Consider the following 17,031-nt stretch of genomic DNA (forward strand, 5'->3'; position numbering starts at 1 on the left):
CCCATGCAGCCAGCATTCTGCCCGCATCCGGGGCTCGCGGTCCGTGTCGCCGATGCCGGGTTCGCGGCCTATGTCAACGACAGCGATTTCAGTTTCCAGGTCGAGGCCTACGCCGAGGCCGAACGCGACGTGGCGGTGGCCAGTTGGCCATTGCGCCAGGTGGTGCCTTATCGCAAGTGCTACGGCATCGACCCGGAGGAGTTCAGCAGCTACCGCAATGCTCCGGGCAGCGAGGTGTTCATGGCATACCTGGATGGGCATCCGGTGGGGCATGTGGTGGTCAGCACCAACTGGAACGGTTATGGCCATATCGATGAACTGGCGGTGCATGCCCCGGCGCGGCGCCATGGGGTGGCCAGGGCCCTGCTGGAGGTGGCGCAGTTCTGGAGCCGCAAGAAGGGCCTGCCGGGGGTAATGCTGGAAACCCAGAACAACAACCTTGGCGCCTGCCGCTTGTACGAGCGTTGCGGCTACGTGGTGGGCGGCGTGGATCATTTGCGTTATCGCGGCATCGATCCGCAGACCGCTGAAACGGCGATCTTCTGGTACCTGCTGTTCGCCGAAGAGCCAGCCTAGCCTGCCAGCAACGCCGTGGCCTGTTCGGCCAGCAATTCCAGCAGGGCATTGAGCAGGGGCGAGCTGTCGCTGCCCTGGCGGCGCAAGGCGTAGAGGGTGACGCCCACGGGCGGCGACAAGGGGCTGATGTCGAGCCCCGAGCCCCGGGCCCCGGCGGCGGTGAACGGGTCGACGATGGCCAGGCCTTCGCCGGCTTCCACCAGGCTGCGCATCATCTGGTAGGTCTGGACCCGGGTCTGGATCACCGGGCTGGGCCGCAGGTTCTGCAACTTGCCGGCCAGGACCGCGCTCAGCGGGTCGTGTCCCTCCAGGCCAACCATGGCCTGGCCGGCCAGGTCCTGCAGGGACACGTATTTCTGCTTGGCCTGCAACCAGCCATGGGGCGCCAGCAGGAACAGCTTGCCCTGGGCCAGGGCCTGGCTGTGGATGTCCGGATGTTCGGGGTCATGCAGGCTCAGGCCCAGGTCGCAATCGCGCAGCAGCAGGCTGTCGATGATCTCTCGGGTGTTCTGGCACAGGAGGCTGCACGGCGTATCGGCGAAGCGCCGGCGCAGGGCGGCGATGCATTGGGGCAACAGTTGCTGGACCAAGGGGGCGGTGCCGACGATGCGCAAAGGCGGCGCCTGGTGGAACCTCAGGCTGTCGGCCAGGCGTTGCACTGGTTCGAAGGCGTCATAGACCCGGATGATTGCGCCCTGCAGCTCTCGCGCTTCGCGGGTGGCCTGCAGGCGTCCGCGCACACTGGCGAACAACATGAAGCCCAGCTGGCTTTCCGCATCGCGCAGCAGGGCCTCGACTTCGGCCACCGATAATTGCAGCAATTGGGCGGCAGTGCCCAGGTGGGCGGTTTGCAGGAGCGCCTGAATCACTTCGATATGACGTAAACGCATGCTTGAAATCCATATCCAGCCGGTTAGGGACGCAAGCGTCGAATCCTACCCCAAGTCTGCGCCCGGAATCTGTAGCGGTTGTCGCAGGGGCAGGCCGGGGCAGACGCCCGGCGCGGGAGGAGGGGGATCGCAGGTCAGGGAGTCACGGGAGAGTCGGGTTCGCGCACCAGGGTCACGTCCAGTTGCACCAGCAGGAAGTTGTCGTCGTCGAGCTTGCGCACCCGATCGCCGATGGCCAGGCGGTAGGTGGTCACGGGTTCCGCGCTGGCCTCGCCATCTTGCGCTGGCATGGATTCCTGGAATTCATGGACGGAATACACCCGCCCCTCGGCATCTCTTGCATGGAATTGTCCGACAAGTACTTCTGCCATCTTTTTAGAGCCTCTGGAGATAGAACACGCAAATTTCGGTGCTGTAGACCCGGGGGACCGGGCGGAAGTTTTACCCAGGGGAAAAAATATTAAAGAGCGCCTGGCGTCGGGGTAGCAGAGTCCGCCTTGGCTCATCTATAACTAGCACTTCCCCCAAGCCAACGGTTGGAAACTCCAATGAGCAATGTCTACAAGGTTGCAGTACTGGTCGGCAGTTTGAGAAAGCAGTCCCTGAACCGCAAGGTTGCCTTGACCCTGGCTGAGCTGGCCCCGGCCAATCTCCAGCTGAACATTGTCGAGATCGGCGACTTGCCGTTCTACAACGAGGATATCGAGGCGACTCCCCCGGCCAGCTACGTGGCGTTTCGCCAACGGATCGTCGAGGCCGATGCGGTGCTGTTCGTGACTCCCGAGTACAACCGTTCAGTGCCGGCGGTGCTGAAGAATGCCATCGACGTCGGCTCGCGCCCCTATGGCAAGAACAACTGGAGCGGCAAGCCGGGGGCGGTGATCAGCGTGTCCCCGGGGGCCATCGGCGGTTTTGGCGCCAATCATCATTTGCGCCAGTCCCTGGTGTTCTTGAATGTGCCGTGCATGCAGCAGCCCGAGGCCTACATGGGCGGCGCCGGTTCCGCATTCGATGAGTCCGGCAAGCTGGCGGAGGCCACCCGGCCATTCCTCCAGGGTTTCATCAACGCCTTCGGCCAGTGGGTCGAGCAACAGAAGCGCACCTGAGTTCCCCCCAGTGTGGCGGTCCCGGCTTTGGAAAAGGCCGGGCCGTCCCCCTCAAGCCCCGCCCTTGGGGTTTGCCCGCGAGCCACGGATGCCTGCCAAGACATGCTGATTGCCGTAGCGATCTTCCTGCTGACCATCATCCTGGTGATCTGGCAGCCCCGAGGGCTGGGCGTGGGCTGGAGTGCAATGGGCGGCGCGCTGCTGGCGTTGCTCTGCGGAACGGTGCAGCTCGCCGATATCCCGGTGGTATGGCAGATCATCTGGAATGCCACCGGCACTTTCGTCGCCTTGATCATCATCAGCCTGTTGCTGGACGAGGCTGGTTTCTTCGCCTGGGCCGCGTTGCACGTGGCGCGTTGGGGGCAGGGCAAGGGCCGCCGGCTGTTCGCCTGGATGGTGTCGCTCGGGGCGCTGGTCTCGGCGCTGTTCGCCAACGATGGCGCGGCGCTGATCCTGACGCCCATCGTCATCTCCATGCTCCTGGCCTTGCACTTTTCCAGGGCGGCGACCCTGGCCTTCGTCATGGGGGCCGGGTTCATAGCCGATACCGCGAGCCTGCCGCTGGTGGTGTCGAACCTGGTGAACATCGTTTGCGCCGACTTCTTCGGTATCGGTTTCAACCGCTACGCCGCAGTGATGCTGCCGGTGAACCTGGTAAGCGTCGTCGCCACCCTGGGGGTGTTGCTGTGGTTCTTTGGCCGGGACATTCCCCAGGCCTATGACCCACGGCAACTGGCCGACCCGGCGAGCGCCATTCACGATCGCGGCACCTTTTTCGCCGGCTGGTGGGTGCTGTTGATCCTGCTGCTGGGCTGCTTCGCTCTGGAACCCCTGGGCATTCCCATCAGCGCCATTTCGGCGGGCTGCGCTTGCCTGTTGTTGATGGTGGCTGCCCGGGGCCAGAGGATTTCCACGCGCAAGGTACTTAAGGAGGCCCCGTGGCAGATCGTGCTGTTCTCCCTGGGCATGTACTTGGTGGTGTACGGCTTACGTAACGCCGGGCTCACCACGCACCTGGCCGGCTGGCTGGACGCTTTCGCCGCCGGCGGGGTCTGGGGCGCAGCGCTGGGCACCGGGCTGCTGGCGGCAGGCTTGTCGTCGGTGATGAACAATCTGCCGGCAGTGCTGGTCGGCGCCTTGTCCATCGATGCCAGCCAGGCCACGGGCGTGGTCAGGGAGGCGATGATCTACGCCAACGTGATCGGCAGCGACCTGGGGCCCAAGATCACCCCCATAGGTAGCCTGGCGACCTTGCTCTGGCTGCATGTGCTGGACCGCAAGGGCATTCATGTCGGCTGGGGTTACTACCTGCGGGTCGGGATAGTGCTGACCCTGCCGGTGTTGCTGGTGACCCTGGCGGCGCTGGCCCTGCGCCTGTTGCTCTGAGGCCGGCTAGGACTGGGACGCGGCGGGCAGGTCGGGCCATGGGTCGGCCACCAGGAACAGGCGCTCGGCCTCGATCCAGTCGCCTTCGGCGCTCTCTTGCAGGCGCACCAGCAGTTGCGCCGGGGCCAGGGGGTCGAGCTCGGCCAACCATTGCTGCAACTGGGCGGCGCTCCAGGTGTGTTCGCCGGGGTAGCGCGCCGGAGCCAGCCAGGCATGCCGGGGCAGGGGCTGCCAGCGCCCCGGCGGGCTGCTGTCGATGAACGCCGGCCAGTCGCGCTGATGCAGCCAGCGCCCGCGCAGGTGCTGCGGATGGGCGCCCAGGGGCGGGTCGGCATGGCCCGGCCAGGGATACAGCAGGTAGCCGCCGAGCCACAGGTGGGCGCTGGGTTGGCCGACCTTCAGCGCCGCCAGGGTGGCGTGGCTTTCTTCCCGGGCCGAAAGCGGCAGCTGGTGCGCGGCCAGGTGGGCCAGCTTGCGGTCCAGGCGGTCGTGGCAGCCCGGGCCCAGCCATTGCGCGCTATCGCCGCCGGGCCCTTGCTGTGGACCGAGGTAGAGCTTGATCGCCAGCTCCAGGTGGTGCACCCCGTCGCGGTCGCGCAGGAGCATGTCCAGCTCGCCCAGGGTATGGCCGTCGCGACGGATCGGCAGGTTGGCCGCCAGTAGTTCCACTCCCGGGGCGTGCTGCACGGCGAACTGCCAGAGCCGCTCGTAGTACAGGCCCAGGCGCCGGGTCGGGCTGCGGCTGAGCCACTGGCGCAGCGCGCTGCTGTCCTGGTCCTGCACTTGCAGCCAGTGGGCCAGCCGTTGCGGCTCCAGGGTCCAGTCGCTGCCGGCCAGGGGGTGGCGCTGGGGCCAGGGTGTGGCGCTGAGCATTGGCGGGGCGAGGATCACCCAGGCGAGATCGCGCACTTCGGGCTGGCGTAGCTGGCGGGGGAGGTTGAGCAAATCGGCGAACGGGAGCATGTTGCGAGCATAGACGCAAACCGCGGCGGCTCGCGATAAATACCTGCCGCCCGGGCGCCGGGCGAGCCTGTACGGCTGAAAGGATTTTGTCTGGCGCCGGGTTTCGCCCATAATCCTCCGTTTCGCCCGAACCCCCGCAGGAGCCCCATGGAGCAATTTCGCAATATCGGCATTATCGGTCGCCTGGGCAGCTCCCAGGTGCTGGACACAGTGCGCCGACTGAAAAAGTTTCTGCTCGAACGCCACCTGCACGTGATCCTCGAGGACACCATCGCTGAAGTGCTGCCAGGCCACGGACTGCAGACCTCTTCGCGCAAGCTGCTGGGCGAGGTCTGCGACATGGTCATCGTGGTCGGTGGCGACGGCAGCCTGCTGGGCGCCGCCCGGGCCCTGGCGCGGCACAATGTCCCGGTGCTGGGGATCAACCGCGGCAGCCTGGGCTTTCTCACCGATATCCGTCCCGACGAACTTGAGATCAAGGTCGCCGAAGTGCTGGACGGCCACTACCTGGTGGAGAACCGTTTCCTGCTGCAGGCCGAGGTGCGCCGGCATGCCGAGGCCATCGGCCAGGGCGATGCCTTGAACGACGTGGTGCTGCACCCGGGCAAGTCGACCCGGATGATCGAGTTCGAGATCTATATCGACGGCCAGTTCGTCTGCAGCCAGAAGGCCGACGGCCTGATCGTCGCTACCCCCACCGGCTCCACGGCCTACGCACTGTCTGCCGGCGGTCCGATCATGCATCCCAAGCTCGATGCCATTGTGATCGTGCCGATGTACCCCCATACCTTGTCCGGACGGCCGATCGTGGTCGATGGCAACAGTGAGCTGAAAATCGTCGTGTCCAAAGATATGCAGATCTATCCGCAGGTTTCCTGCGACGGGCAGAACCACTTCACCTGTGCTCCGGGCGACACCATCACGGTGAGCAAGAAGGCCCAGAAGCTGCGCCTGATCCATCCGCTGGACCACAACTACTACGAGGTCTGCCGGACCAAGCTCGGCTGGGGCAGCCGCCTGGGTGGTGGAGGCGACTGATGCTCGATCCCGCGCGTAGCTACGACCTGGTCGGTGACGTGCACGGTTGTGCCCTGACCCTCGAACACCTGCTGGACCGGCTCGGTTACCACAAGCAGGGCGGCGTCTGGCGGCACCCGTCACGCATGGCGGTGTTCCTTGGCGACATCATCGATCGCGGCCCGCGGATTCGCGAGGCCTTGCACATCGTCCACGACATGGTCGAGGCCGGCCAGGCGCTGTGCATCATGGGCAACCACGAGTTCAATGCCCTGGGCTGGAGCACCCCGGCGGCCGAGGGCAGCGGCAAGCAGTTCGTGCGTGAGCACACCCCGCGCCATGCCCGGCTGATCCACGAGACCCTGGCCCAGTTCGAACAGCACCCCGGCGACTGGCACGATTTCCTTGAGTGGTTCTACCGGATGCCGTTGTTCGTCGACGCCGGACGCTTCCGGGTGGTGCACGCCTGCTGGGATTCGACGCTGATCGCCCAGCTACGCCAGCGCTACCCGGACGGCTGCATCGATCGCGACTTCCTGCAGGCCTCGGCGCTGCCTGACAGCTTCGCCAGCAATGCCTTCGATCGCCTGTTGCGGGGCACCGACATGCGCCTGCCTCATGGCTTGACCATGACCAGCGGCGACGGCCTGACCCGTTCGTTCTTCCGTACCAAGTTCTGGGAGGACGATCCGCAGACCTATGGCGATATCGTCTTCCAGCCCGATGCCTTGCCCGAGCCGGTGGCTCGCACGCCGTTGTCCCGGGACGAGAAGAACAGCCTGCTGCGCTACGGGATCGAGGAGCCGCTGCTGTTCGTCGGCCACTACTGGCGCAGCGGTACGCCGGCGCCGATCCGGCCCAACCTGGCTTGCCTGGACTACAGCGCGGTGCTCTACGGCAAGCTCGCCGCCTACCGCCTGGACCAGGAAACGCGCCTGGATCCGAACAAGTTCGTCTGGGTCGACGTCGAGCGGCCGGAGGTGTCGCGATGAGCGCGGTAGCTATCTTGCGCCTGCCCCTGGCTACCGACCTCAGCGGTTTCGTCAAGCTCTTGCAACGCATGCAGGTACCTCATCGGGTCAGCGAGGAAGCCGGGGAACAGGTGCTGTGGGTGCCCGAGTCCATTAGCCAGGATGTGCTGGGCCTGTACCAGCGCTTCCCAAAGGGCGATCCCGAGCAACAGTTGGACATTCCCCAGGCCACTGCCCCCGAGGGACCTGGGCTGGCCCAGCAGCTGCGGCGCAGCCCGGTGACGGCCCTGGTGCTGGTCCTGAGCCTGGTGGTCTGCGGCGTCACGTTGCTGGGGGACAACCTGCAAGTGCTGAGCTGGTTCACCTTCCTCGATTTTCGCGTAGCCGGCGACTACCTGCAGTTCCGCCCCCTGGCCGACGGCCTGGCGGCAGGGCAGTGGTGGCGGCTGGTGACGCCGATGCTGATCCACTTCGGCATCCTCCACATCGCCATGAACGGCATGTGGTATTGGGAGCTGGGGCGGCGCATCGAGTTGCGCCAGGGCAGCATCAACCTGCTGGGCCTGACCCTGTTGTTCAGCCTGGTTTCCAATTACGCGCAATATCATTTCAGCGGCCCCAGCCTGTTCGGTGGCTTGTCCGGGGTGCTGTACGGCCTGCTGGGGCATTGCTGGATCTATCAATGGCTGTCGCCCAACCCCATTTATCGCCTGCCCCGTGGTGTGCTGGTGATGATGCTGGTGTGGTTGCTGCTGTGCCTGTCCGGGCTGGTCTCGATGATCGGCTTCGGTGAAATCGCCAACGCCGCCCATGTCGGCGGGTTGCTCGTCGGTTGCCTCACCGGTTTGTTGGGCGGCTTGTACAGCCGCCGTAAACTGGCCCTCTAATTCCTGGAGTCTTGTATGTCGTCCTTTGTCGAAATGATCGAAAACATCACCCCCGATATCTACCGCAGCCTGAAGCTGGCGGTGGAGATCGGCAAATGGTCCGATGGCCGCAAGCTCACCCCCGAGCAGCGCGAGCTGTCGCTGCAGGCCATGATCGCCTGGGAAATGCACAACCTGCCCGAGGAAGAGCGCACCGGCTACATGGGCCCGCAGGAGTGCTCGTCCAAGGCCGAGGCCGTGCCGAATATCCTGTTCAAGTCGGATGCCATCCATTGATCGAGATCGGCCGTGGCTCCATCAGTAAAATGTCGACCCGCCTGGACGGGCCGAACGTGCAATACGCCTTCCGCCTGGGCGACAGCGAAGTGCCGGTCAATCCCTTGATCGGCAGCAAGCTGCGCCTGGAATACCTGGGGGCGATCCACTGCACCCATTGCGGGCGCAAGACCAAGACCAGCTTCAGCCAGGGCTACTGCTATCCGTGCATGACCAAGCTGGCCCAGTGCGATGTCTGCATCATGAGCCCGGAGCGTTGCCACTACGACGCCGGCACTTGCCGCGAGCCGTCCTGGGGCGAGCAGTTCTGCATGACCGACCACGTGGTCTACCTGGCCAACTCCTCGGGGATCAAGGTCGGCATCACCCGGGCCACCCAGTTGCCCACCCGCTGGCTCGACCAGGGCGCCAGCCAGGCGCTGCCGATCATGCGCGTGGCGACCCGCCAGCAGTCCGGTTTCGTCGAGGATCTGTTCCGCACCCAGGTGGCCGACAAGACCAACTGGCGGGCCTTGCTCAAGGGCGACGCCCAGGCCGTGGACCTGGTCCAGGTGCGCGAGCAGCTGTTCGCATCCTGCGCCGAGGGTTTGCTGGCTTTGCAGGAGCGTTTCGGTTTGCAGGCGATCCAGCCGGTGCGTGACATCGAGCCCCTGGAAATCCGCTATCCGGTCGAGCAGTACCCGGCCAAGATCGTCAGCTTCAACCTGGACAAGAATCCGATCGCCGAAGGCACCCTGCTGGGGATCAAGGGTCAGTACCTGATCTTCGACACCGGCGTGATCAACATTCGCAAATACACGGCCTACCAGCTGGCCGTGCATCAGTAGAAGGAATTCGCCATGCGCACCGAACAGCCGAAGATGATCTACCTGAAGGACTATCAGGCCCCCGAGTACCTGATCGACGAGACCCACCTGACCTTCGAGTTGTTCGAGGACCACAGCCTGGTCCACGCGCAACTGGTGATGCGCCGCAACCCGGCCCGTGGCGCCGGGCTACCGCCGCTGGTGCTCGATGGCCAGCAACTGGAGCTGTTGTCGGTGAGCCTGGCCGACCAGCCCCTGGGCGCGGCCGACTACCAGCTGGACGACAGCCACCTGACCCTGCACCCGGCCAGTGCCAGCTTCACCGTGGACACCAGCGTCAGGATCAACCCGCAAACCAATACCGCCCTGGAAGGCCTGTACAAGTCCAGCGGCATGTTCTGCACCCAGTGCGAAGCCGAGGGCTTTCGCAAGATCACCTATTACCTGGACCGTCCGGATGTGATGAGCAAGTTCACCACCACCGTGGTGGCCGAGCAGCACCGCTACCCGGTACTGCTGTCCAACGGCAACCCGATCGCCAGCGGCCCGGGTGAAGATGGCCGGCACTGGGCGACCTGGGAAGACCCGTTCATGAAGCCGGCCTACCTGTTCGCCCTGGTGGCCGGTGATCTGTGGTGCGTCGAGGACAGCTTCTGCACCATGAGCGGTCGTGACGTCGCACTGCGTATCTATGTCGAGCCGGAGAACATCGACAAGTGCCAGCACGCCATGAACAGCCTGAAGAAATCCATGCGCTGGGACGAACAGACCTATGGCCGGGAATATGACCTGGACATCTTCATGATCGTCGCGGTCAACGATTTCAACATGGGCGCCATGGAAAACAAGGGCCTGAACATCTTCAACTCCAGCGCCGTGCTGGCCCGCGCCGAGACCGCCACCGACGCCGCCCACCAGCGGGTCGAGGCCATCGTCGCCCACGAGTACTTCCACAACTGGTCGGGCAACCGGGTGACCTGTCGCGACTGGTTCCAGCTGTCGCTCAAGGAAGGTTTCACGGTGTTCCGCGATGCCGGGTTCTCCTCGGACATGAATTCGCGCACGGTCAAGCGCATCCAGGACGTGGCCTACCTGCGCACCCACCAGTTCGCCGAAGACGCCGGGCCCATGGCCCACGCAGTGCGCCCGGAGAGCTTCATCGAGATCTCCAACTTCTACACCCTGACCGTGTACGAGAAGGGCTCGGAAGTAGTGGGCATGATCCACACACTGCTGGGCGCCGAGGGCTTTCGCCAGGGCAGCGACCTGTACTTCGAACGCCATGATGGCCAGGCCGTGACCTGCGACGACTTCGTCAAGGCCATGGAAGATGCCAATGGCGTCGACCTGACCCAGTTCAAGCGCTGGTACAGCCAGGCCGGCACTCCGCGCCTCGCGGTCAGCGAAGCCTACGACGCCGCAGCCAAGACCTACAGCCTGACCTTCCGCCAGAGTTGCCCGCAAACGCCGGACAAGGTGGAAAAACTGCCGTTCGTGATCCCGGTGGAGTTGGGCCTGCTGGACAGCCAGGGCGCCGCCATCGCCCTGCGCCTGGTCGGCGAGGCCAGCGCCCAGGGCAACTCCCGGGTGATCTCGGTGACCGAGGCCGAGCAGACCCTCACGTTCGTCGACATCGCCGAGCGTCCGTTGCCGTCGCTGCTGCGCGGTTTCTCGGCGCCGGTCAAGCTGAGCTTCCCCTACGATCGCGACCAGCTGATGTTCCTCATGCAGCATGACAGCGATGGTTTCAACCGTTGGGAGGCCGGCCAGCAACTGGCGGTGCAGGTACTGCAGGAGCTGATCGCCCAGCACCAACAGGGCCAGGCCCTGGTGATGGACCAACGCCTGGTGACGGCCCTGGGCAGCGTGCTGGCCGACGAAAGCCTGGACCCGGCCATGGTCGCCGAGATGCTGTCGTTGCCGGGCGAGGCCTACCTCACCGAAATCAGCGAAGTAGCGGATGTCGAGGCCATCCATGGGGCCCGCGAGTTCGCTCGCAAGCAACTGGCCGAGCAGCTGTCCGCTGCCTTGCTCAAGCGCTACCAGGCCAATCGCGAGCTGTCCCGCGCCACCGCCTATGTGGCCGAGTCCGAGCACTTTGCCCGCCGCGCGCTGCAGAACATCGCCTTGTCCTACCTGATGCTGGTCGGCGAGCCTGAGGTCCTGGCGGCCGCCATCGAGCAATTCGACAGCGCCGACAACATGACCGAGCGCCTGACCGCCCTGGCGGTGCTGGTCAATTCGCCGTTCGAGGCCGAGAAGGCCCAGGCCCTGGCGGTGTTCGCCGAAAACTTCAAGGACAATGCGCTGGTCATGGACCAGTGGTTCAGCGTCCAGGCGGCCAGCCCGTTGCCTGGCGGCCTGGAGCGGGTCAAGGCGTTGATGCAGCACCCGGCGTTCAACATCAAGAACCCGAACAAGGTGCGAGCGTTGATCGGGGCCTTCGCTGGCCAGAACCTGATCAACTTCCACGCCGCCGACGGTTCGGGCTACCGCTTCCTGGCGGACCTGGTGATCCAGCTCAACGGTTTCAATCCGCAGATCGCTTCCCGCCAGCTGGCGCCGCTGACTCGCTGGCGCAAGTACGACAGCGCCCGGCAGGCGTTGATGAAGGCCGAGCTGGAGCGCATCCGCGGCTCGGGCGAGCTGTCCAGCGATGTGTTCGAGGTGGTCAGCAAGAGCCTGGCCTGATCTGCCCCCGGGCACGGCGACCCTGCCGTGCCTTCGCCCCTCCCGGTGCTGCCCAGGCAGCGCCGGGCTTTTTGTTTGCGCACTCCCTCTCTTCGGTCCCGGCAAGCTGCCGGCAGGCCGCGCTGAGCGCTGCCTGGGTATCGATCACTTCGACGAATGCCCGAATATTCAGGCCTGGCCCGAGGGGCTGCGATTAACAAAAGATAACGTGGCGTCGATTGTCAGACGTTTCCAAAGCCCGATAGGATAGCCCGCAGCCAAAGGGGCTCTAGATTGCAGGTTTCAGGACGATCGAGCGGATCGGACGAACACCCGCGAGACCCTGCAGGCGCCCTGAAAGGTTGAACGACCTGACAATAATAATGGGGAGAGGTCTATGAGTGAGCCTGTCATGGGTGTGGTTGCTGGCCGCCCGCCGGCGTTGCGTAGGGTCGCATCGTTGGCTGCAGCGCTCTCGCTGTTGAGTGTCGCGACACTGGCGCTGCCTGTCCGGGCTGCCGCCGATACGGCGGACGCCGCTGTCTATTCCATCGAATCGCCCAAGGCGGCGAAGAACCTGATGCTCGATGTGGTCCACGCTGGCAAGCGCCTGGTGGCGGTGGGCGATCGCGGGCATATCCTCTATTCCGACGACCAGGGCGCGACCTGGAACCAGGCCAAGGTGCCGAGCCGGCAGTTGCTGACCGCGGTGTATTTCGTCGACGAGCAACATGGCTGGGCCGTGGGCCATGATGCGCAGATCCTCGCCAGCCAGGATGGCGGTGCCACCTGGACCCGGCAGTTCCAGGACCTCAAGCGCGAAGCGCCGCTGCTGGACGTATGGTTCAAGGACGCCCAGACCGGTTATGCGGTGGGTGCCTATGGCGCCTTCCTGGAAACCACCGATGGCGGCCTGCACTGGGAAGACGCCAGCGAGCGCCTGGACAACGAAGACCAGTACCACCTCAACGCCATTGCCCAGGTCAAGGGCTCGGGGCTGTTCATCGTCGGTGAGCAGGGCAGCATGTTCCGCTCCGCCGATGACGGACAGACCTGGGAACGCCTCGAGGGGCCTTACGAGGGCTCGCTGTTCGGTGTGATCGGCACCGGCCAGCCGGCGACCCTGCTGGTCTACGGCCTGCGCGGCAACCTCTATCGCTCCACGGATTTCGGTGGCACCTGGGAGCAGGTGCGGCTCGAGGCCACGCGCGGCGCCCTGGAGTTCGGCTTGTCTGGCGCCACGCTGCTCGACGACGGCTCGCTGGTGATAGTCGGCCATGGCGGCAGCGTGATCCGCAGTACCGACCAGGGCCAGAGCTTCAGCGTATTCAACCGTCCGGATCGCATTTCCCTGTCATCGGTGAGTGCGGCCGGCAACGGCAACCTGGTCCTGGCCGGGCAGGGCGGCGTTCGCGTCGCGGCGGCAACGGGCGCTGAACTCGGTAATAAATAGGCCGGGCACATAATAAGAAGGTGGGGAATTCCATGAGCAGTCATCACCAGGACAAGGCGAACTTTCTCGAACGCCTGATTTTCAACAACCGCCCGGCAGTGATCTTCATCTGCTTGCTGGTCAGCGTCTTCCTGTTCTGGCAGGCGACCCTGATCCGACCCTCCACCAGCTTCGAAAAGATGATTCCGCTCAAGCACCCGTTCATCGAGCGGATGATGGAGCACCGCAATGACCTGGCCAACCTGGGCAACACCGTGCGCATCTCGGTGGAGGCCAGGGACGGCGATATCTTCACCCAGGAATACATGGAGACCCTCAGGCAGATCAATGACGAGGTGTTCTACATCCCGGGCGTCGACCGCTCTGGGCTCAAGTCTCTGTGGAGCCCCAGCGTGCGCTGGACCGAGGTCACCGAGGAAGGTTTCGCCGGCGGCGAGGTGATCCCGCAGAGCTACAACGGCTCCGCTGCAAGCCTCGACAAGCTGCGCAACAACGTGCTCAAGTCCGGCCAGGTGGGGCGCCTGGTAGCCAACGATTTCAAGTCCAGCATTGTCGATATCCCACTGCTGGAGTCCTATCCGGACCCGCAGGACCAGGGCAAGCTGCTGGCCCTGGACTACCAGAAGTTCTCCCACCAGCTGGAAGAGAAGATCCGCGACAAGTTCGAGGCGCAGAACCCCAATGTGAAGATCCACATCGTCGGTTTCGCCAAGAAGGTCGGCGACCTGATCGACGGCCTGATCATGGTGGTGCTGTTCTTCGGCGTGGCCTTCGTCATTACCCTGGTGCTGTTGTACTGGTTCACCTGGTGCATCCGCAGCACCATCGCGGTGCTGATCACTACCCTGGTGGCGGTGGTTTGGCAGTTGGGGCTGATGCATGCCATCGGATTCGGCCTGGATCCGTACTCGATGCTGGTACCGTTCCTGATCTTCGCCATCGGTATTTCCCATGGGGTGCAGAAGATCAACGGCATCGCTTTGCAATCCAGTGATGCCGACAACGCCCTGACCGCGGCGCGGCGCACCTTCCGCCAGCTGTTCCTGCCGGGAATGATCGCGATCCTGGCCGATGCCGTGGGTTTCATCACGCTGCTGATCATCGATATCGGGGTGATCCGCGAGCTGGCCATCGGCGCCTCCATCGGCGTGGCGGTGATCGTGTTCACCAACCTGATCCTGCTGCCGGTGGCGATTTCCTATGTCGGCATCAGCCAGCGCGCCGTGGAGCGCAGCAAGAAGGACGCTTCCCGCGAGCATCCGTTCTGGCGTCTGCTGTCCAATTTCGCCAGCCCCAAGGTTGCTCCCGTGTCCATTGCCCTGGCCTTGGTGGCCTTCGGTGGCGGTCTCTGGTACAGCCAGAATCTGAAGATCGGCGACCTCGACCAGGGCGCACCGGAGCTGCGTCCGGATTCGCGCTACAACAAGGACAACAACTTCATCATCAGCAACTATTCCACCAGCTCCGACGTGCTGGTGGTGATGGTCAAAACCGCCGCCGAGGGCTGCTCGCGCTACGAAGCCATGGCGCCGATCGACGAGCTGATGTGGAAGATGCAGAACACCGAGGGCGTGCAGTCGGCGATCTCCCTGGTGACCGTGTCCAAGCAGATGATCAAGGGCATGAACGAGGGCAACCTGAAATGGGAAACCCTGTCGCGCAACCCCGATGTGCTGAACAACTCCATCGCCCGCGCCGACGGCCTGTACAACAACAACTGCTCCCTGGCCCCGGTGCTGGTGTTCCTCAACGACCACAAGGCCGAGACCCTCAATCGCGCTGTGCATGCGGTGCAGGAGTTCGCCAAGGAAAACAACAAGGATGGCCTGGAATTCATCCTGGCCGCGGGTAACGCCGGGATCGAGGCGGCCACCAACGAGGTGATCAAGACCTCGGAGCTGACCATCCTGATCCTGGTGTACATCTGCGTGGCGGCCATGTGCATGATCACCTTCCGTTCCTGGGCAGCGACCCTGTGCATCGTCCTGCCGCTGGTGTTGACCTCGGTACTGGGGAACGCGCTGATGGCCTTCATGGGCATCGGGGTCAAGGTGGCGACCCTGCCGGTGGTGGCGCTGGGCGTGGGCATCGGTGTCGACTACGGCATCTACATCTACAGCCGCCTGGAAAGCTTCCTGCGCGCCGGGTTGTCGTTGCAGGAGGCCTACTACCAGACCCTGCGGTCCACCGGCAAGGCGGTGTTGTTCACCGGCCTGTGCCTGGCCATCGGCGTGTGCACCTGGATCTTCTCGGCCATCAAGTTCCAGGCCGACATGGGCCTGATGCTGACCTTCATGCTGCTGTGGAACATGTTCGGCGCGCTGTGGCTGCTGCCGGCCCTGGCCCGCTTCCTGATCCGTCCCGAGAAGCTGGCGGGGCAGAAGGGCAACTCGCTGTTCGCCCACTGATCGGCGGATGTCTCCCCAAGCCGCAACCCCACGAGGTTGCGGCTTTTTCATGGGCGCATGATTGGGCTTCGAGGAGGCGCAATACTGGCCCGACCGCCCCGCGCCAATCGGCTATCATTGCGCCTTTCCAACTGATGATTGATCGCTATGACCGCTGCTACCGACACCTTGCTCAACGCTCTCCAGGCCTGCGACATGCTGGAGATCGATGGCCTGCACGCCTTCGACTTCTCCCTCGACGACCAGCAATTGCTGATCGAGTGCATGGATGGCCGCGCCGCCAAGCGCTGGAGCTTCACCCTGGCCCAGGTGCAGGCCGCGAACTTCGACCAGGCCTTGCAGAGCTGGGTCGTGGAGGGCGACAGCGGCGAGCACCGCCTGGTATGCATGAGCGCGTTCAGTGCCCGTGACGAAGAGGAAGATGACCATGAAGATGCGTAATTTCTGGCCGCTGCTGATCGCTGGCAGTGTCGGTGCCATGGCGGTGCAGGCCGCGCCGGTGGAGACCCAGGAACTGTTGGTGGGCTCCTACACCCAGGGCCAGAGCCAGGGGTTGTACCGCCTGCGCTTCAACGAGCGTACCGGGCAGATCGATCCCAAGCCGCTGCAGGTGGTCAAGAGCTCCAACCCGTCCTGGCTGACCCTGTCCAAGGACCTGAAGTTCGTCTTCGCGGTGAACGAGAACAGTCCGGGCCAGGCCGACCCCATCGGCCGGGTCAGCAGCTACAGCCTGGCTCCCAAGACCCATCAGCTGAGCCTGATCAACCAGGTGCAGAGCCAGGGCAACGAGCCGACCCATTCCAGCTTGAGCGCCGATGGCAGCTACCTGTTCGTCAGCAACTATTCGGTGGACGTGGACCCGGGCGGCAGCCTGGCAGTGGTTCCGGTCAGCGCCGATGGCCATCTGTCGCCGGTGGTGCAGCTGAGCAGCCACCCGGCCAGCCGGGTCGACCCCGAGCGCCAGCAGTCGGCCCACGTGCATTCGTCGGTGTCCTCGCCGGATGGCAAGTTCCTGTTCGCCAACGACCTGGGGGCGGACAAGATCTTCGTCTACCGCTACGATCCCAAGGCCAATCCGGAGCACCCGCTGAGCGCCGCCGATCCGGCCTTCGTCCAGTTGCCGCCGGGTAGTGGCCCGCGCCATTTGCTGTTCAGTGCCGATGGCAAGCATGCCTACCTGACCATGGAGATGAGCGCCCAGGTGGCGGTGTTCGACTACCAGGACGGCAAGCTGACCCAGCGCCAGATCCTCGACCTGGCGGCCAACGCCGGCAAGGAGAAGAAGGCCGCCGGAGCCCTGCATGCCTCCAAGGACGGCCAGTACCTGTACGTGAGCAACCGTGGCACCGCCAACCAGCTGCTGGTGTTCGCCATCGACCCGGCCAACGGCCAGCTCAAGGAGATCCAGCGCCGCTCGGTGGAGGGCGATCACCCACGGGAGTTCAGCCTCGATCCGAGCAACCGCTATGTGCTGATCGGCAACCAGAAGAGCAACCAGATCGTGGTGATCGAGCGTGACGCCAAGACCGGTTTCCTGGGCAAGACCGTGCAAAAACTGCCGTTCGATGCCCCTAGCGATATCAAATTCCTGGTGCGTCAATAAGCCGCAGGCCCCGGCATCC

Annotated in this window: 16 protein-coding genes; 13 read left to right on the forward strand and 3 right to left on the reverse strand. The window is 64.4% G+C overall.

The window, feature by feature from the left end:
* Window positions 1-3 precede the first annotated feature (3 nt).
* Window positions 4-576, forward strand: coding sequence for a GNAT family N-acetyltransferase (locus GDH07_RS11775; RefSeq protein WP_022639039.1), 573 nt, complete (start codon window positions 4-6; stop codon window positions 574-576).
* Here GDH07_RS11775 and GDH07_RS11780 read toward each other — a convergent pair.
* Both GDH07_RS11780 and GDH07_RS11785 read right to left on the reverse strand, forming a co-directional pair.
* Window positions 573-1,466, reverse strand: a complete 894-nt coding sequence (locus tag GDH07_RS11780; protein ID WP_152897638.1) for a LysR family transcriptional regulator — start codon at window positions 1,464-1,466, stop codon at window positions 573-575. The genes GDH07_RS11775 and GDH07_RS11780 overlap by 4 nt on opposite strands.
* Window positions 1,467-1,600: 134 nt before the next feature.
* Window positions 1,601-1,837 (reverse strand): hypothetical protein, encoded by a 237-nt coding sequence (locus tag GDH07_RS11785; protein ID WP_031319940.1) that lies wholly within the window; start codon window positions 1,835-1,837, stop codon window positions 1,601-1,603.
* Window positions 1,838-2,014: 177 nt separating this feature from the next.
* On the opposite strand from GDH07_RS11785, the gene GDH07_RS11790 reads away from it, so the two are divergent.
* Both GDH07_RS11790 and GDH07_RS11795 read left to right on the forward strand, forming a co-directional pair.
* Window positions 2,015-2,572, forward strand: a complete 558-nt coding sequence (locus GDH07_RS11790) for an NADPH-dependent FMN reductase (RefSeq protein ID WP_053130426.1) — start codon at window positions 2,015-2,017, stop codon at window positions 2,570-2,572.
* Window positions 2,573-2,674: 102 nt separating this feature from the next.
* Window positions 2,675-3,958 (forward strand): arsenic transporter, encoded by a 1,284-nt coding sequence (locus GDH07_RS11795; protein WP_152897639.1) that lies wholly within the window; start codon window positions 2,675-2,677, stop codon window positions 3,956-3,958.
* A 6-nt stretch (window positions 3,959-3,964) separates the two neighbouring features.
* Here the strand turns inward: GDH07_RS11795 and GDH07_RS11800 are convergent, their stop codons facing one another.
* Entirely contained in the window at window positions 3,965-4,921 is a 957-nt protein-coding gene (locus tag GDH07_RS11800; protein WP_152897640.1) for a DUF1853 family protein, read from the reverse strand.
* Between the two features lie 147 nt (window positions 4,922-5,068).
* Here GDH07_RS11800 and GDH07_RS11805 point away from each other — a divergent pair, with 147 nt between their 5' ends.
* From GDH07_RS11805 to GDH07_RS11850, 10 genes are all read left to right on the forward strand, one after another.
* Window positions 5,069-5,959 (forward strand): NAD(+) kinase, encoded by an 891-nt coding sequence (locus GDH07_RS11805; RefSeq protein ID WP_022639033.1) that lies wholly within the window; start codon window positions 5,069-5,071, stop codon window positions 5,957-5,959.
* On the forward strand, window positions 5,956-6,930 hold the full coding sequence (locus GDH07_RS11810; protein WP_172681624.1) for a metallophosphoesterase: 975 nt from the start codon (window positions 5,956-5,958) through the stop codon (window positions 6,928-6,930). The genes GDH07_RS11805 and GDH07_RS11810 overlap by 4 nt, the downstream gene beginning before the upstream one ends.
* The gene (locus tag GDH07_RS11815; protein ID WP_152897641.1) at window positions 6,927-7,796 is read left to right on the forward strand and encodes a rhomboid family intramembrane serine protease; all 870 of its coding nucleotides are present in this window, start codon (window positions 6,927-6,929) and stop codon (window positions 7,794-7,796) included. The genes GDH07_RS11810 and GDH07_RS11815 overlap by 4 nt, the downstream gene beginning before the upstream one ends.
* Before the next feature lie 15 nt (window positions 7,797-7,811).
* The gene (locus GDH07_RS11820; RefSeq protein ID WP_085597477.1) at window positions 7,812-8,072 is read left to right on the forward strand and encodes a YeaC family protein; all 261 of its coding nucleotides are present in this window, start codon (window positions 7,812-7,814) and stop codon (window positions 8,070-8,072) included.
* Window positions 8,069-8,899: a DUF2797 domain-containing protein gene (locus tag GDH07_RS11825; protein ID WP_022639027.1), complete on the forward strand. Its 831-nt coding sequence runs from the start codon at window positions 8,069-8,071 to the stop codon at window positions 8,897-8,899. Before GDH07_RS11820 ends, GDH07_RS11825 begins: the two co-directional genes overlap by 4 nt.
* Window positions 8,900-8,911: 12 nt before the next feature.
* On the forward strand, window positions 8,912-11,569 hold the full coding sequence (gene pepN / locus GDH07_RS11830; RefSeq protein WP_152897642.1) for an aminopeptidase N: 2,658 nt from the start codon (window positions 8,912-8,914) through the stop codon (window positions 11,567-11,569).
* Window positions 11,570-11,945: 376 nt separating this feature from the next.
* Window positions 11,946-13,001, forward strand: a complete 1,056-nt coding sequence (locus GDH07_RS11835) for a WD40/YVTN/BNR-like repeat-containing protein (RefSeq protein WP_152897643.1) — start codon at window positions 11,946-11,948, stop codon at window positions 12,999-13,001.
* Window positions 13,002-13,033: 32 nt separating this feature from the next.
* Complete coding sequence (locus GDH07_RS11840) at window positions 13,034-15,409, forward strand: efflux RND transporter permease subunit (protein ID WP_022639024.1); 2,376 nt, start codon at window positions 13,034-13,036, stop codon at window positions 15,407-15,409.
* A 147-nt stretch (window positions 15,410-15,556) separates the two neighbouring features.
* Window positions 15,557-15,850 (forward strand): DUF5629 family protein, encoded by a 294-nt coding sequence (locus GDH07_RS11845; RefSeq protein ID WP_022639023.1) that lies wholly within the window; start codon window positions 15,557-15,559, stop codon window positions 15,848-15,850.
* Window positions 15,837-17,012 carry a lactonase family protein gene (locus GDH07_RS11850; protein WP_022639022.1) on the forward strand — a complete coding sequence of 392 codons (1,176 nt, stop codon included), beginning with the start codon at window positions 15,837-15,839 and terminating at the stop codon, window positions 17,010-17,012. Before GDH07_RS11845 ends, GDH07_RS11850 begins: the two co-directional genes overlap by 14 nt.
* Window positions 17,013-17,031 lie beyond the last annotated feature (19 nt).

This window comes from Pseudomonas piscis (assembly GCF_009380155.1).
In the GTDB taxonomy this organism is placed as follows: domain Bacteria; phylum Pseudomonadota; class Gammaproteobacteria; order Pseudomonadales; family Pseudomonadaceae; genus Aquipseudomonas; species Aquipseudomonas piscis.

Excerpts from the sequence above, each read along its gene's own strand:
- pepN (WP_152897642.1), top strand. The coding sequence starts at position 8,912 with ATGCGCACCGAACAGCCGAAGATGATCTACCTGAAGGACTATCAGGCC.
- GDH07_RS11835 (WP_152897643.1), top strand. The coding sequence starts at position 11,946 with ATGAGTGAGCCTGTCATGGGTGTGGTTGCTGGCCGCCCGCCGGCGTTG.
- GDH07_RS11790 (WP_053130426.1), top strand. The coding sequence starts at position 2,015 with ATGAGCAATGTCTACAAGGTTGCAGTACTGGTCGGCAGTTTGAGAAAG.
- GDH07_RS11775 (WP_022639039.1), top strand. The coding sequence starts at position 4 with ATGCAGCCAGCATTCTGCCCGCATCCGGGGCTCGCGGTCCGTGTCGCC.
- GDH07_RS11805 (WP_022639033.1), top strand. The coding sequence starts at position 5,069 with ATGGAGCAATTTCGCAATATCGGCATTATCGGTCGCCTGGGCAGCTCC.
- GDH07_RS11840 (WP_022639024.1), top strand. The coding sequence starts at position 13,034 with ATGAGCAGTCATCACCAGGACAAGGCGAACTTTCTCGAACGCCTGATT.
- GDH07_RS11800 (WP_152897640.1), bottom strand. The coding sequence starts at position 4,921 with ATGCTCCCGTTCGCCGATTTGCTCAACCTCCCCCGCCAGCTACGCCAG.
- GDH07_RS11845 (WP_022639023.1), top strand. The coding sequence starts at position 15,557 with ATGACCGCTGCTACCGACACCTTGCTCAACGCTCTCCAGGCCTGCGAC.
- GDH07_RS11820 (WP_085597477.1), top strand. The coding sequence starts at position 7,812 with ATGTCGTCCTTTGTCGAAATGATCGAAAACATCACCCCCGATATCTAC.
- GDH07_RS11795 (WP_152897639.1), top strand. The coding sequence starts at position 2,675 with ATGCTGATTGCCGTAGCGATCTTCCTGCTGACCATCATCCTGGTGATC.
- GDH07_RS11780 (WP_152897638.1), bottom strand. The coding sequence starts at position 1,466 with ATGCGTTTACGTCATATCGAAGTGATTCAGGCGCTCCTGCAAACCGCC.
- GDH07_RS11785 (WP_031319940.1), bottom strand. The coding sequence starts at position 1,837 with ATGGCAGAAGTACTTGTCGGACAATTCCATGCAAGAGATGCCGAGGGG.
- GDH07_RS11815 (WP_152897641.1), top strand. The coding sequence starts at position 6,927 with ATGAGCGCGGTAGCTATCTTGCGCCTGCCCCTGGCTACCGACCTCAGC.
- GDH07_RS11850 (WP_022639022.1), top strand. The coding sequence starts at position 15,837 with ATGAAGATGCGTAATTTCTGGCCGCTGCTGATCGCTGGCAGTGTCGGT.